The sequence below is a fragment of the Ruminococcus sp. YE71 genome, assembly GCF_900119155.1.
Taxonomy (GTDB): domain Bacteria; phylum Bacillota; class Clostridia; order Oscillospirales; family Ruminococcaceae; genus YE71.
Genome location: NZ_FPIR01000001.1, coordinates 70,679 through 85,460 on the forward strand (window position 1 = coordinate 70,679; position 14,782 = coordinate 85,460).

General features: G+C 54.1%; 12 protein-coding genes. 9 read left to right on the forward strand and 3 right to left on the reverse strand.

Features of this window, described 5'->3' with window-relative positions; all coding sequences use genetic code 11:
* Positions 1 to 787 precede the first annotated feature (787 nt).
* Positions 788 to 1,675, forward strand: coding sequence for a homoserine kinase (thrB, locus tag BT142_RS00280; RefSeq protein ID WP_072416204.1), 888 nt, complete (start codon positions 788 to 790; stop codon positions 1,673 to 1,675).
* Positions 1,676 to 1,805: 130 nt separating this feature from the next.
* Here thrB and BT142_RS00285 read toward each other — a convergent pair whose 3' ends face one another.
* Complete coding sequence (locus tag BT142_RS00285) at positions 1,806 to 2,987, reverse strand: iron-containing alcohol dehydrogenase (protein ID WP_072416205.1); 1,182 nt, start codon at positions 2,985 to 2,987, stop codon at positions 1,806 to 1,808.
* 272 nt (positions 2,988 to 3,259) lie between these two features.
* Here BT142_RS00285 and BT142_RS00290 point away from each other — a divergent pair, with 272 nt between their 5' ends.
* The 8 genes from BT142_RS00290 to BT142_RS00325 all read left to right on the forward strand — a co-directional run bounded on the left by BT142_RS00290 (position 3,260) and on the right by BT142_RS00325 (position 12,367).
* Positions 3,260 to 4,639 (forward strand): sensor domain-containing diguanylate cyclase, encoded by a 1,380-nt coding sequence (locus tag BT142_RS00290; protein ID WP_072416206.1) that lies wholly within the window; start codon positions 3,260 to 3,262, stop codon positions 4,637 to 4,639.
* A 382-nt stretch (positions 4,640 to 5,021) separates the two neighbouring features.
* The gene (locus BT142_RS00295; protein ID WP_072416207.1) at positions 5,022 to 6,572 is read left to right on the forward strand and encodes a leucine-rich repeat domain-containing protein; all 1,551 of its coding nucleotides are present in this window, start codon (positions 5,022 to 5,024) and stop codon (positions 6,570 to 6,572) included.
* A gap of 246 nt (positions 6,573 to 6,818) precedes the next feature.
* Positions 6,819 to 7,475 carry a hypothetical protein gene (locus BT142_RS00300; RefSeq protein WP_072416208.1) on the forward strand — a complete coding sequence of 219 codons (657 nt, stop codon included), beginning with the start codon at positions 6,819 to 6,821 and terminating at the stop codon, positions 7,473 to 7,475.
* A 72-nt stretch (positions 7,476 to 7,547) separates the two neighbouring features.
* Positions 7,548 to 10,145, forward strand: a complete 2,598-nt coding sequence (gene clpB / locus BT142_RS00305; protein WP_072416209.1) for an ATP-dependent chaperone ClpB — start codon at positions 7,548 to 7,550, stop codon at positions 10,143 to 10,145.
* A gap of 399 nt (positions 10,146 to 10,544) precedes the next feature.
* A complete protein-coding gene (locus tag BT142_RS00310) occupies positions 10,545 to 11,111 on the forward strand; it encodes a BppU family phage baseplate upper protein (RefSeq protein ID WP_072416210.1) in 567 nt (188 codons plus the stop codon).
* Complete coding sequence (locus tag BT142_RS00315; RefSeq protein ID WP_072416211.1) at positions 11,111 to 11,323, forward strand: hypothetical protein; 213 nt, start codon at positions 11,111 to 11,113, stop codon at positions 11,321 to 11,323. The genes BT142_RS00310 and BT142_RS00315 overlap by 1 nt, the downstream gene beginning before the upstream one ends.
* On the forward strand, positions 11,320 to 11,511 hold the full coding sequence (locus BT142_RS00320) for a hypothetical protein (RefSeq protein ID WP_072416212.1): 192 nt from the start codon (positions 11,320 to 11,322) through the stop codon (positions 11,509 to 11,511). The genes BT142_RS00315 and BT142_RS00320 overlap by 4 nt, the downstream gene beginning before the upstream one ends.
* On the forward strand, positions 11,501 to 12,367 hold the full coding sequence (locus BT142_RS00325) for a glycoside hydrolase family 25 protein (protein ID WP_072416213.1): 867 nt from the start codon (positions 11,501 to 11,503) through the stop codon (positions 12,365 to 12,367). Before BT142_RS00320 ends, BT142_RS00325 begins: the two co-directional genes overlap by 11 nt.
* 365 nt (positions 12,368 to 12,732) lie before the next feature.
* On the opposite strand, the gene BT142_RS00330 is transcribed toward BT142_RS00325, so the two are convergent.
* Both BT142_RS00330 and BT142_RS00335 read right to left on the reverse strand, forming a co-directional pair.
* On the reverse strand, positions 12,733 to 13,539 hold the full coding sequence (locus tag BT142_RS00330) for a hypothetical protein (protein WP_072416214.1): 807 nt from the start codon (positions 13,537 to 13,539) through the stop codon (positions 12,733 to 12,735).
* A gap of 345 nt (positions 13,540 to 13,884) precedes the next feature.
* Positions 13,885 to 14,358, reverse strand: coding sequence for a TspO/MBR family protein (locus tag BT142_RS00335; RefSeq protein WP_072416215.1), 474 nt, complete (start codon positions 14,356 to 14,358; stop codon positions 13,885 to 13,887).
* Positions 14,359 to 14,782: the final 424 nt, after the last annotated feature.

A 14,782-nucleotide genomic window follows, 5' to 3' on the forward strand; every position in this document is an offset into this window, starting at 1 on the left:
GGGAGGGAGACCCCCGCCTTAGCTGCGCACGGCTACAAAGGCTCCCCCAGCAGGGGCTCGGGGACAGAGTCCCCGCCAAGGGAACATGGCTTTGACCCGAAAGAGAGCCATCATCCCCCCACCAAATATAAAATCGGCATTTCCCGAAAATCGAGGAAAAGAACTCCGCATGAAAGTGTAGCTCAAACAACCTCTCGAAGCGTGAAATGCCGATTTTATTTTGCCAAAAGAGCGAAGCGACTTTTGGCAAAGCCCCCAAAATCGCGCCAGCGATTTCTACAGACCATGCACAAACACAGCCATACCGAAGGATGCTTTTGATATTGCCCCCCCTCTTGCCTTGTCGCACCTTCGGCGCGAGGGGGGTGTTTCACTCGAATCGCTTACGCTCTCTCGCGAAAATAAAATCGGCAAATCGGTGTGTTCTTGATTTGTTGGAGTGGGCTTTTCTTTTGGAGCCTTTCGGAACGGGTTTTCGGGATTTGCCGATTTTATGTTTGTAGGGGATGTTGGTGCGCTTTGGCTTCAAAGCCACATTCCCTTGGCGGGGACGCCGTCCCCGAGCCCCTGCTGGGGGACCCTTTGAAAAGGGTCTCCCCAGACCCCTCCTAAACTTTTTTAGACCCTGGCGAACACGGGACGTTTGATGTATATCCACAATTGTTTTCGCCATAAGTATTGTTCTTAATTATTTCACGTTCCATTATTAAAATATCCCTTTAGCTATGCTATAATTATCCTTGGAATATCGCCCCGAAGAAATTTATATGTCAAAGGATAGATGACCATGATTAAAATTCAGATACCTGCTACAAGCGCAAACCTCGGCGCAGGCTTCGATGCCCTCGGTCTCGCTCTCGATTACTATAACTACGTCGAAATGGATGAGTCCGATACTCTCGATATCGCTTCCGCAGATGACGTTCAGATCCCTACCGATGAACATAACTTGATCTATGTATCCGCTAAAGACCTCTTCGAGGTGTGCGGAAAATCCTTGAAAGGCCTCTACCTCCGCCAGACTAACTCCATCCCTATGGCAAGAGGCCTCGGCTCCTCCTCCGCTTGCATCGTCGCAGGCCTCGTCGGCGCTAATACCCTCCTCGGTTCCCCTCTCACTACCGATGACCTCGTTGACCTCGCCGCTCAGATTGAGGGTCACCCCGATAATACTGCCCCCGCTCTCCTCGGCGGTATCGTGACCGCTGTATTCGACGGCAGAAAAGTTCATTGGGTAAAACAGGAGGTCTTCACAAAACTTAAATTCGTCGCTATGATACCCGATTTTGAACTTAAAACTGAGGACGCAAGAGCTTGCCTCCCGAAAGAAGTCCCCCACCGCGACGCTGTCTATAACCTCTCCCGCGCTGCCCTCTTCTCCGCTTCCCTCCTTACAGGTAAGTTCGAGAACCTCCGCACCGCTGTTCACGACCGCCTCCATCAGCCTTACCGCATGGAACTTATCCCTAACTGCCGCGAGGTGTTCGATATAGCTTATACTCACGGCGCTTACGCCGCTTATATCTCGGGCGCAGGTCCCACCGCGATGGCGATAGTTGACGAAAACAATACCTACTTTGCAGGCAAAATGCGCTTCTCCCTCGAAAACGCAGGCCTCAGCGGCTGGCAGGTCAAAGAACTCCACATCGACAACCAAGGCACCAAACTGATATAAAAACCAAAGGCACTCCTGTTCCACACAGAAGTGCCTTTAATATTTCCTCTCTCAATAAATGGCGAGAGCCAAATGTCCCCCACACATCCAGACAACACCAATATCAAAAGGGTTTCCCCGGTTAATGCTCTCACTCACAAACAGCCGCAGCAGCGATCTTGTAGATCTCGGTAACGTCAGCGGCGGAGAGTTTGACGAAGCCGCCTGTTCTGCCGTCGCCGATGCCGAACTTCTCCACGAGGGCAGGGATGTCCTTTGGGTCGGCGCCCAGCTCGGCGAAATTGATCGGCATACCGATGTCGTGCAGGAAACGCCTGAACGCGCGGATGCCTGCAAGGGCGGTGCTTTCAGGGTCATCGAAGTTCATCGCACAGCCGAACACCCTCGTCGCCATCTGGCAGAAGCGCATAACGTCGTGCTTGTAGACGAACTCCATCCACGCGGGCATGATGACCGCAAGACCTGCGCCGTGAGCACAGTCGTATAGGGCGGAAAGCTCGTGCTCGATGCCGTGGCTGTTCCAGTCCTGCTCCCTGCCGACGCCCACCACATTATTGTGCGCGACAGTGCCTGCCCACATTATGTTTGCGCGAGCCTCGTAATTGTCGGGGTCAGCGATGACGCGGGGAACTTCCCTCACCATCGTGCAGAGCACCGCTTCGCAGAGACGGTCGGTGATCTCGACCTCACGGGTGTTGGTGAAGTACCTCTCGAAAACGTGCGCCATTATGTCGGTCGCACCGCAGGCGGTCTGGTACGCAGGCAGTGACTGCGTAAGCGCAGGATCCATCACCGAGAACCTCGGACGGAGCAGGTCGGAACCCGTGCCGCGCTTGAGCTTGCCGTCCTCCTTCGTGATGACCGAGTTGCCCGAGCCTTCGCTTCCTGCGGCGGCAATGGTCAGAACGGTCGCGACGGGCAGAGCCTTCTCGGGGTGCTTTCCGCTGTACAGATCCCAGAAATCGCCGTCGTAGGGAACGCCGATGGCTATCGCCTTCGCGGAGTCGATGACCGAACCGCCGCCCACCGCCAGTATGAAGTCTATCTTCTCGGCGCGTACCAGCTCGATACCCTTATAAACAAGCGTGTCGCGGGGGTTCGGCTGAACGCCGCCCAGCTCGCGGTACTCGATGCCGCTCTCCTCAAGGGACGCCCTGACCGTGTCCAGCAGACCCGACCTGACCGCCGAGCCGCCGCCGAAGTGGATGAGCACCTTACTTCCGCCGTACTTCTTCACGTAGCTGCCCGTTTCGGCTGCCCTGCCCTTTCCGAACACGAATTCCGTGGGGCTGTAAAAGTTGAAATTCTCCATAGTAACCTCCTCTGGTCTGTTTTTTGGCTTGATTCTATATTACCACATCTTCGGGAAGAAATCAATAGGGGAAACAAATAAAGATTGACATTTGTTATTAGTCCGACTGCACAAAAAAAGTAGTCGGATTTTGTGTGTAAAGTTTGCATTAGTTACAAAATTTACCTTGACATATGACTTGTTTTGTGATATAATATAGATAATTTAAGATTCGGTAATATTTTATTAACCACACATCCGCTAAAAATGCTGATAAAACGGAGGTGCAGCCCATGAATAATTCCGAGAAAAGGGTAAAGACCAGCAAACGAAATTTCGTACTGGCACTCATACTTCTGCTTCTGACCAACGTCGTGACCAGCGTCACCCTCGTTACCATGTCGAGAAAGACCCTCAGACAGCAGATAGAACTGCATATGCTCGACATCTCAAACACCGCCGCTTCGATGATAGACGGCGACACCATCGCGGAAATGACCAACGCAGATGTTGGCTCGCCCGAATATGAGGCTTTGCTCTCAGAACTGCGTAAATTCCAGACAAACATCAACCTTTCCTACATCTACTGCATCAGACGTGAGTCGGAAGACAAGTACATCTTCGTCATCGACCCCGATATGGAAGACCCTGCCGATTTCGGTGAGGAAATTACCATCACCGACGCACTAAGGAGCGCCGCGGGCGGCAGAGCCGACGTGGAAAAGACCCCCCACTCGGATGACTGGGGACGCTTCTACTCGGCGTACAGCCCCGTGTTCGACTCGAAAGGTCGGGTCGCAGGGATAATCGGCGTTGACTTTAACGCCGACCGTCTGGACAAGACCGTCAGCTCGAACAAGGCTGTTGCGATAATCCTCACCATGGTGGCTATGACTCTCGGTATCGTGCTGTCCTTCATCATCATGTCCCAGAACCGAAGGAGATTCTACGAAGTTCTGGTGAACCTGAAAGAACTCGACCGCGAGACTCAGAGGCTTGACAGCATCATCATGCAGAGCTCCATCAAGAAGCTCGATATGCTGCCCAAGGGCGAGAGCGAGCTTCTCAGAACGCTCGCGTCAGGCGAGGATCAGAAAAAACTCCCCGGCAACGAGTACGAGGAGCTGAGCGACAACATCGAGTCGGTCTACAAGAAGCTGAAAAAGTACCTCGACTACATCAACCGCGAAGTCTACACGGACGAGACCACGGGCGTGAACAACAAGGCGGCTTACCGAAAGGCGATACTCACGCTGGACACGAGCATCACGACGGACAAGGCGGATTTCTCGGTGGCGTTCTTTGACATCAACGGCATCAAGAGGATATACACCCACTACGGCTACGAAGCGGGCGAGCGCCTGATGTACGAGTGTGCGAAGATACTGCGAAACGTTTTCGGCAAGAGCAACATCTACCACATCACGGGCGACGAGTTCATCGTGCTTCTTGAGAAGGCGAACTGGTACGACATGGAGAAGTACTTTGAGAAGTTCGACAAGGCGATAGACCAGTACAACAGTGAGCATCAGACGGACAATCGGCTTTCGGTATCGAAGGGAGTTGCAACGTTTGACGCGGAGAAGCACAGGAGTTACAGACAGGTATTCATCGAAGCGAAGGCTGACTGTGACCAGAACAAGATAAGATTTTACAAGGACACCAGAAAATGATGTCCCATCCGCCGTATACCGTCCCGAGGAAACACTCGGGGCGGTATTATTTATGCACGAAAAAACGAAGCGCAGGACGAAGTCCGTCCGCTTCCGCACCCCCGCACACAGCCGATATGCACCTCGCCCTCAAAAAATTCACATCATCACTTTACCATATCACTATGACTTTTTCCATATAGGTTCCAATGCCCCCGAAACCTATCGGATCATATATGTGTTAAACAGAATAATATATGTTGTAAAAAGCATATAAATTAAATCAAAATTTCACAAATAAATATATTGAAAGTTCATAAATCTTGTGCTATAATATACTCGCAGAGGCGAAGTAAACGTTTACTCAGCCTCGGAAATATACAAGTAAAAGGAGCAAAAGAAAATGGCAAACAAGATCATGAAAAGAACTCTCGCAGGCGCACTCGCAGTTCTCAGCGCAGCAGCATACCTTCCTGCTACCGCAGTGAACGGAACAGTCTTCGCAGACACCGCTATCACCGCAAGCGCAGATGAGAACTTCGGCGATTTCAGCTACACATTGCTCGAAGATGACACTGTCGAGATCACTAAGTACAACGGCAACGGCGGCGATGTTACCATCCCGTCCGATATCAACGGAAAGACCGTTACCAGCATCGGCGATAAGGCTTTCGCTACAAACCAGACCGTTACCAAGGTCGTTATGCCCGATACCATAAAGACCATCGGCGCTAACGCATTCCTGCTCTGCACCGAACTCACCGAGGTAGACATCTCCAACACCACTACAGAGATCGGCGAATTCGCGTTCTGCAAGTGTACTTCTCTTAAAAGAGTTATCATCCCCGACAGCGTTGTTACACTCGGCCGCGGCGCATTCGCAAGATGCGAATCCCTCACTGCTGCTGTCATCTCGAAGAACCTCACCGCTATCAAGGAAGGTACTTTCGAGTTCTGCACCAGCCTTCCGTCCGTGACCCTTCCCGAAAGCCTTACCACTATCGAAGGCTTCGCTTTCCAGGGCTGCACAAGCATGACTAAGGCAAATATCCCCGAGTCTGTTACCACCATCGGCAAGAAAGCATTCAACAACTGCTCCGCACTCCTCGCTGTCGTTATACCCGCAAACGTTGAGGTCATCTCCGAAAGCGCCTTCAGCGGCTGCAAGACCCTCGACAAGGTATACATCCAGAACGGTACCACCACTATCGGAAAGGCTGCATTCTCCAACTGCGAGAAGCTGCCGAAGATCATTCTCCCCGATACCGTTACTTCCGTAGGCGAGAACGCTTTCGCTAACTGCAAGGCTCTCGAATCCGTTAAGCTCTCCGAAAATATCACCGAGATCGGCGCTAACGCATTCACCAACTGCATCAAGCTCACAAGCGTGAACCTCCCAAAGAATATCAAGACCATCGGAAAAGGTCTCTTCATCTTCTGCCCCATTACAGAGATCACCATCCCCGAGGGCGTTGAGACTATCGAGGACTTCGCATTCTACGGCTGCAAGTCCCTCACAAAGATCTCCATCCCGAAGACCGTTACTTCCATCGGAAAGAACGCTTTCAGCTACGACCCCGCACTCACTGACGTTTACTTCACAGGCACAAAGGCTCAGTGGGAAGCTGTTGCCATCGACGAGAACAACGATGCTCTCACAGCTGCAACGCTCCACAGCACCGAGTCTTCAAACTACCCCAAGGTAACATATCAGACCGCCAAGAACGCCCTGAGACTCAACTGGACTGCCGTTCCGAACGCACAGGCATACGTTGTAGGCTACTACAGCGCAGGCAAGTGGAAGATACTGACTCAGGTATCCGCTTCGATAACTACTTTCACCAAGACCAAGATACCCGCAGGTACTTACAAGGTCGCAGTAGTTGCAAAGATCGGCGGAGAATGGGATATCTCCAACTTAGCTAAGAGAGCTGTCATCGTGACTATCAAGTAAATTACCTTTTTTCATAACCAGACCAGACAAGGGGCTGCTGCCGACTTCGGCGACAGCTCCTTGTTTCGCGTTCGGGCGCGGGATGTGGTTTTGTTGATTATCACAATTACAAGTCTGTTTTTTAGGGTGTTATTTGTACCAACTGTAAAATGTGCATTCTGATTTATATAAACCGCTTGACAAATTATTAGTTTGTGCTATAATTTTATATAAAGAGAAAGTACAGGACGAAAGGAGCGGACAGGAATGGGAAAAAGCGTTTACAGTATCGTTCTCAGCGACGAGGTCGTGCAGGAGATCGACGACCTTGCATATCGGCTGGGTACGAACCGTTCAAAGCTCATCGACCGCATCCTTGCGGAGCGGGTCAACTGCATCACCCCCGAGATGCGTATGCACGAGATATTCGGGCTGGTGGAGCAGGCGCTGGGGTCGGCGTTCCTGATGTCGCCGCAGACTTCCGACTCGGTGCTGGCGGTGAAGCGTGCGCTGAGGTTCAAGTACAAGCCGACGATGAAATACTCGGTGGAGCTGACGCGGAGCTTTTCGGGATGCGTCGGGCGGCTGAGAGCAGGGATACGCACACGAAGCGAGGAGCTCACGGCGCTGTGCATGGGTTTTTTCGAGTACTGGAGCAGGCTGGAAAGGGCGGCGCTGGGCGAGTTTTTCGAGGGCGGTTTCCCATGTGAGCTGATACAGAACGGATATGCAAGGGATTTTTACGAGAGCGGCGAGGGCGAACTCAGCAACCGCGAGATCGCCGACGCGATAACGGCATACATCGGGGCGCTGGACAGAGGGCTGTCGCTGTGGTTCGAGAACGCCGACAACACCGAACTGGCGAAGCATCAGGCAAAGCAGATATACACGGCATACCTGAGCAACAGAAAACAGCTGCTTTAGAGCAGACATCTCAAAATGATACATCGGAAATAACATAAACAAAAAGAGACCACCCGAAAAGGAGAGAGAACTATGAATGTGAACAAGCTGACAAACAAATCAAAGGACGCTCTGCAAGCCGCTCAGACCGTTGCGGCGAGATACTCGAACCAGACCGTCGATCAGGAACACCTGCTTGAAGCGCTGACTTCGCAGGAGGACGGCTTCGTGCCCGAGATATTCCGCGCACTGGGCGCCGACCCGACAGGCGTTGCGAACGCGGCGGATGCGGCTGTTGCGAAACTGCCGAGGGTGCAGACTTCGGCTTCGCAGGACAATATCTACATTTCGAGCGAGCTGAACCGCGCTCTTGCGGAAGCAGAGACAGTCGCTGACAGGATGCAGGACAGCTACGTTTCGGTGGAGCACATCCTGCTGGGTATGCTCGAAGCCCCGAACAGCGCTGTGACAGAGATATTCAAGGTGTTCGGCATCACGAAGGAGAAGGTGCTGACCTCGCTGAAAACTCTGCGCGGAAATCAGCAGGTGACTTCGCAGGATCCCGAGGACACATATAACGTGCTGAAAAAGTACGGTCAGGATCTGGTGGAGACTGCCCGCGCAGGCAAGCTCGACCCCGTTATCGGGCGTGACAGCGAGATAAGAAACGTCATCCGCATCCTCTCGCGTAAGACAAAGAACAACCCCGTGCTGATAGGCGAGCCCGGCGTCGGCAAGACAGCCGTAGTCGAGGGTCTTGCACAGCGTATAGTCAAGGGCGACGTGCCCGAAAATCTGAAAGACAGACAGGTGTTCTCGCTGGATATGGGTGCGCTCATCGCAGGCGCGAAGTACCGCGGCGAGTTCGAGGAAAGGCTCAAAGCCGTATTGCAGGAGGTCAAGAAGAGCGACGGACGCATCATCCTCTTCATCGATGAGCTGCACACCATCGTCGGTGCAGGCAAGACCGACGGCGCTATGGACGCGGGCAACCTGCTGAAACCGATGCTCGCAAGGGGCGAACTGCACTGCATCGGTGCGACCACCCTCAACGAGTACAGAGAGTATATCGAGAAGGACGCCGCGCTCGAAAGACGTTTCCAGACGGTGCTCGTTGCGGAGCCCGACGTTGAGGACACCATCGCGATACTGCGTGGTCTGAAGGAGCGCTACGAGGTGTTCCACGGCGTGAAGATTCAGGACGCGGCGCTCATCGCGGCGGCTCAGCTGTCCGACAGGTATATCACCGACCGTTTCCTGCCCGACAAGGCCATCGACCTCATCGACGAAGCCTGCGCACTCATCCGCACCGAGATGGATTCGATGCCGACCGAGCTGGATGAAGTAAGGCGCGAGATCATGCGCCACGAGATCGAGGAAGCCGCCCTCAAAAAGGAGACCGACAAGCTGGCGGAAGAACAGCTCGAATCGGTACAGAAGGAACTGGCGGAACTCCGCGACAGGTTCAACAGCATGAAGGCGAAGTGGGAGAACGAAAAGAGCGCTATCACGGGCGTTCAGAAGCTGCGTGAGGACATCGAGGCCTGCAACGCCGAGATCGAAAAGGCGGAGCGTGAGTACGACCTTGAAAAGCTCGCCGAGCTGAAATACGGCAGGCTCCCCGAGCTGAAATCACAGCTGGAGGAGAAGGAGAAAGCCGCCGAGGAAAGCTCGGGCAGCAACACCCTGCTCCGCGACCGCGTCACCGACGAGGAGATCGCACGCATCGTCGGCAGGTGGACGGGCATACCTGTCTCGAAACTGATGGAGGGCGAGCGCGAGAAGCTGCTGACCCTCGGCGAGACGCTCCACAAGAGGGTCATCGGGCAGGACGAAGCGGTGCAGAAGGTCACCGAAGCGATCTGGCGTTCGAGGGCAGGCATCGCGAACCCGAACCAGCCCATCGGCTCGTTCCTCTTCCTCGGACCTACGGGCGTCGGCAAGACGGAGCTGGCGAAGGCGCTGGCTCAGGCGCTGTTCGACGACGAGCGCAACATGGTGCGCATAGATATGTCGGAGTACATGGAGAAGTTCAGCGTGAGCAGACTGATCGGAGCGCCTCCGGGATACGTGGGCTACGAGGAGGGCGGTCAGCTGACCGAAGCGGTTCGCCGCAGACCCTACTCGGTAGTGCTTCTCGACGAGGTGGAGAAGGCGCATCCCGATGTGTTCAACATCCTGTTGCAGGTGCTTGACGACGGGCGCATCACCGACTCGCAGGGGCGGACGGTGGACTTCAAGAACACCATCATCATCCTGACCTCGAACCTCGGTTCGCAGTCGCTGCTGGAGGGCATTCAGGAGGACGGCACCATCGCGGAGAGCGCGAAGAGCGAGGTCGAAGGGCTGCTGAAGCGCAGTTTCAGACCCGAGTTCCTGAACAGGCTCGACGAGATAGTTTACTACAAGCCGCTGATGAAGAGGGAGATAACGGGCATCGTAAAGCTGATGCTCGAAGCGCTCGACAAGCGTCTTGAGGACAAGCGCATCAACGTCGAGGTCACCGACAGAGCGATGACCGCCATCATCGACAAGGGCTTCGACCCAGCATTCGGCGCAAGACCTCTCAGACGTTTCATACAGCGCCACATCGAAACGATGATCGCTCACAGCATACTCGCAGGCGAGGTGGGCATGGACAGCACCGTTACCGTGGACTTCGACAACGACAAGTTTTTCATCGTTCGCTGAGAAACAGAAATAAGGATCAAAAACAGGCTTTTGTGATATTTGCTATGGGCGGTTCGGCGCTTTTTGGGGATATCACGGGTGGTTTTTATATGAGTATGTGCCGCTTTCGGGAGGGTTGTTTCCCGAAAGCGGCTTTTTTTGTATGATGGGGTGAATTTTGCGGAGTTAAAATTCGTGCGGTATGTCTATTGATTTTTCGTGTGGGCGGAGTATGATAGAAAGTGCAGAGAGGGGAAATCGTTTCACTTGCAGGCGGTCGGGCTTTACGGGTCGATGTACGACAGAGAGTCAAGATACGCTTCCGTAAGGGCGGCAGGCGGCAGTAAACGAACTTATCTCTTATCTTTCATCCGTTTTCTTTGAGGCAGACATTAACATAAGAAGGAGTGATCTCATACTATGGAACATACGGCTGTAATCAATGCCGATCTTTCCTGCCGTTCGGTGCCTGCGGACATTTGCGCGAAGCAGGGCGATTCGGGCAGGTATGTGAGGGTGAGGTTCCGTTCGGGCGGAAAGGCTTTTGACCTGACTGACGCGGCTTCGACTGAGATACGCGTGAAGAAGCCCGACGGCACTATCACCATCACACCCGGCGTCCTTGAAACGGGCGGCGCGGTCTATCCGCTGACGGCTCAGAGCCTGAACACCGCAGGCGAGGGCAGGGCGGAATTCATGCTCTACGACGGGAACGGGACGCTCATTTCCACCGTTCCTGCGAGACTTATCATCGCGGCTTCTCCTGCGGGGGACGAGGCGGCGGCTTCGACAAACGATTTCGGGCAGTACAGAACTCGGCTCACGGCGATAGAGGGCAGGCTGTCCTCGCTGAGTTTTCTTCGGGTGACCGACGAGCAGTACGCCGAACTCACGCCGAGGGAGAACACGCTGTACTTTGTGGACGGCACGGGCGGAAATATCACGCTGTATCTCGGAAGTGTGCAGCTGCTTGAGGTGAGAGCGTGATGCCGAGCGAGGTAATGGTCGCTCTGCTGTCGCTGGCGGGGACGTTCTTCGGGACGTTCGGGGGCATTCGGCTCATGTCCTACCGCATCGAACAGCTGGAGCGGAAGGTGGAGAAGCACAACAGCGTGGTGGAGCGGATGGCGGTGATGGAGCACCGCATGGAGAACGCTTCACGCAGGCTGGACGTTATCGAAAGCGAGGTCGGGAAATGAAAGAAGCACTCACGAGGTTCATCAGGGTCAAGTCGGCGGTGACGCTGACGCTCACCGCGGCGTTCTGCGGACTGGCGTACAGGGGCGTCATCAGCGGAACGGAATTCATGACCATTTACACGACTGTCATGGCGTTCTATTTCGGGACGCAGGCAGGCGACAGGAAGGAGGACGGGAATGGCAGATAAAAGGGGCATCGACATTTCGGCTTATCAGGGTTCGCCCGATTTCGCGAAGCTGAAAGGGAAGGTCGATTTCATCATCCTTCGGGCAGGCTACGGCAGGTATCCGAGTCAGAAGGACAAGAGTTTCGAGCGCAATTACGCCGAATGCAGGCGGCTGGGGATACCTGTCGGGGCGTACTGGTTCAGCTACGCGGTCAACGCCGCCGACGCGAAGCGCGAAGCCGCCGCCTGTGCGGAAGTGCTCAGGGGGAAGAAGTTCGAGTACCCCATCTACTTTGATGTAGAGGGAAAATCGCTGGTGGACAAGGCGACGGTCAGCGCGATGTGCGAGACATTTTGTTCGGCGATGGAAAAGCAGGGCTGGTTCGCAGGCATCTACATCAGCCGCAGTCCTGCACAGACCATGCTGACCGAAAAGGTCGCGTCGAGGTACGCCTTGTGGCTCGCGGAGTACGGCGGCAGGCTCAACTGGTCGGGGGACGTCGGGATGTGGCAGAACAGTTCGTCGGGGAAGGTCAGCGGCATCAGCGGAAACGTGGACACGGATATTTGCTACGTGGACTACCCGAAGCTCATCAGGGCGAAGGGACTGAACGGCTTCAAGGCGGACGGAAAGCCCGTGCTGGACAACGTCGGTTTCAGGAAGGGCGACAGGAGCGAGGGCGTGCTCGCCTACAAGCTGATGCTGAAACTCGCGGACGAGGCAGGCGTCGTCAGCGCGGCTGTCGATGAAAACAACACCTTCGGCGAAGGCACCCTCAAAGCAACAAACGCCCTGCTCGCCAAGTGGGGCTACGCAGAAAACGGCATCGCAGGCGAGGGCGTCCTTAAAAGGCTGTACTCTATTTTGAAACGATAGAGCGTGTCAACTGGGGGAAACCTTTCTGAAGAAAGGTTCTCCCCTTGCCGTGCGAAGCTAAGGCGGCCCCCATTCCAAAGACTTTTAATATGTCTTCAGATGGATGTGAAGGGCAAAATAGGCTCTCGACGTTTCAAGAGAGACAAAAAAAATAACGCCCAATGATGAAAGAATCACCATTGAACGTCTTTTTGGCAAGGGGCTCGCCATTTCACAAGAGAACCACTATCTTCCCGACCAAAACTATCTTTATCAGCATTACACCTCTTGCCAAAAAGTATTAAAAGTTTTAGTGAGGGGGGTTGGGGGAAGACCCTTTTTCAAAAGGGTCTCCCCCAAGAAAAACCGCCCGTCAGCAACACAACCTAAGCTATGTTGTAGGCTTGTTCGACGAGGTGTTTGGCTCTTTTGACGCGTTCGTCCTGAACGGTGGTGACGGATTTTTCGGCAGCGGTCTTTACTGCCATCCGTGCCTGTTCTTTTCGGCCGCTGTCGAGGTAGCAGGCTGCGAGACCGAGCCAGTCTTCGCAGAGAACGTCACGGGCTGTCGTGCAGCCGATGGACTGCATGAAAAGTTCTTCGGCGCGGACTTTGTTTCCGCACATATACTCATACGACGCGAGCGTGTGCTTGACCGACGCTGCGAGGTGCTTGTCCGTCACTGTGGTCAGCCATTTTTCGCCAGAAGCAAAGATCCTGTCGGCTTCGGGCTTATCGCCGAGCATCACAGCTCCGTAGAGGTAAGTGTTCATGTAGACCTGCTTCTGCCGTCTGTCGAGGGCTTCAAAATCGAGCTTTCCGAGCGTGCCGAAGCCTTCTTTGAAATGTCCGCCGTCGATGAGGAACTGTGCTGTCACGAGCCGGGATAGTTCGCCGCATCCGCGCTTTTCGCACTTCGCGTTCCAGTCGGCGAGCAAGGCGTAGACCTCGGGGCAGTAGCCTTCGGTACTGAGCAGTTCGGCGATGCGCCGCGTATTCAGTCGCGGCACTCTGCCGAGTTCAAGAAATATCGCGCCCGAGATGGTCACGAATGCGAGGTATATCAGCGGCGGCAGCGAACCTTTCCAGAATATCCCGCCGAATCGGTCGCCGATGAACAGCGTCAGCGAGGTCAGCGCAGTCGAACTGATGAATATTTTCAGGAAGATAAGGACTATTTTTTTCAGATGCACTCACCTCTTTCGGGGTTGTTTTTGTTGTGGGCGTGGGGATGTGAGTTCGCTCGAATCGCTTCGCTCTCTCTCGAAATAAAATCGGCAAATCTGTTGTTCTTGATAGATTGTGATGGAACATCATGACGCGCCTTTTGGGACGGGTGTTTTGGGATTTGCCGATTTTATATTTATAGGGGGGACGTTTGTTCGCTTACATTTCAGAGCGACCTTTCTTGCGTGCCTCCGGCGGCTGGGGGGACCCTTTGAAAAGGGTCACCCCCCAGACCCCCTCCTAAACTTTTTAATCCCCGGCGAACACGGGACGGTTGTTTCTTTTTATTATAGCACATTCTTTCGGGTTTGTCAAAGGTTCAGATACGCTATGCCTGCGGACAGGTACAGCGCAAACGCCGTCCATATCAGATACGGCGCCGTCAACAGCGCCGCAGGTCGCCTTACCTTCGCAAACAGGTACACCGTGTACCCCACTGCCGCCATCAGCGCCGCCGATACCGCCAATCCACCTATCACCGAACCTGCGCCGAAAAACACAGGCGAATACAGAAAGTTCACGAAAAGCTGTACCCCGAACGTCGTCAGCGCTCTTTTCCTCAGCGCGTGGTCGGACAGGTACACGATGTACGCGGCCGCTCCCATCAGCGCGTACAGTATCGCCCACACCACAGGGAACACCATCGGCGGCGGCGTGAACGGCGGCTTCGTCAGCGCGGCATACACCACCCCGAATCCCCCGCCTGCCGTCAGAGCCGACAACGCCCCCACAAGCTCGCACCCCGCAATAAAGATGAACAGCGTGGTCACATCAAATTTCTTCATAAAAATCACCTCGAACAAGTATATGTCCGCCCGCGGGATTTTATCACAAAAAAGCCCCCCTGCGGCTGTTGCACCAACAGGGAGACTTTCTGTATTGTGGGATTTTGATGAAGTCGTTTGTTTGTTCTTCGGGGGAGCGACTGGGGGAAACCCGCCTTAGCTTCGCACGGCTTGAAGAAAGGTTCTCCCCTTGCCGTGCGAAGCTAAGGCGGCCCCCATTCCAAAGACTTTTAATATGTTGTTCGATTGTTGTGGTCGGGAAGGTAGTCCCTTGACATTTCAAGAGATGTCATCTGATGAATACGCTCAAATGGCGCGTAACGCTCTATTGAACGTCTTTTTGGCAAGGTCAGGCTATATAACAGAAGAACTACAATCTTTCCTACCTCTACAAAGTCAGGAAGAATCACCCAAAAGCCAAAAA

What these genes read in the sequence shown, in the direction of transcription:
- thrB (WP_072416204.1), top strand. Translation starts at nt 788, where the DNA reads ATGATTAAAATTCAGATACCTGCTACAAGCGCAAACCTCGGCGCAGGC.
- BT142_RS00285 (WP_072416205.1), bottom strand. Translation starts at nt 2,987, where the DNA reads ATGGAGAATTTCAACTTTTACAGCCCCACGGAATTCGTGTTCGGAAAG.
- BT142_RS00290 (WP_072416206.1), top strand. Translation starts at nt 3,260, where the DNA reads ATGAATAATTCCGAGAAAAGGGTAAAGACCAGCAAACGAAATTTCGTA.
- BT142_RS00295 (WP_072416207.1), top strand. Translation starts at nt 5,022, where the DNA reads ATGGCAAACAAGATCATGAAAAGAACTCTCGCAGGCGCACTCGCAGTT.
- BT142_RS00300 (WP_072416208.1), top strand. Translation starts at nt 6,819, where the DNA reads ATGGGAAAAAGCGTTTACAGTATCGTTCTCAGCGACGAGGTCGTGCAG.
- clpB (WP_072416209.1), top strand. Translation starts at nt 7,548, where the DNA reads ATGAATGTGAACAAGCTGACAAACAAATCAAAGGACGCTCTGCAAGCC.
- BT142_RS00310 (WP_072416210.1), top strand. Translation starts at nt 10,545, where the DNA reads ATGGAACATACGGCTGTAATCAATGCCGATCTTTCCTGCCGTTCGGTG.
- BT142_RS00315 (WP_072416211.1), top strand. Translation starts at nt 11,111, where the DNA reads ATGCCGAGCGAGGTAATGGTCGCTCTGCTGTCGCTGGCGGGGACGTTC.
- BT142_RS00320 (WP_072416212.1), top strand. Translation starts at nt 11,320, where the DNA reads ATGAAAGAAGCACTCACGAGGTTCATCAGGGTCAAGTCGGCGGTGACG.
- BT142_RS00325 (WP_072416213.1), top strand. Translation starts at nt 11,501, where the DNA reads ATGGCAGATAAAAGGGGCATCGACATTTCGGCTTATCAGGGTTCGCCC.
- BT142_RS00335 (WP_072416215.1), bottom strand. Translation starts at nt 14,358, where the DNA reads ATGAAGAAATTTGATGTGACCACGCTGTTCATCTTTATTGCGGGGTGC.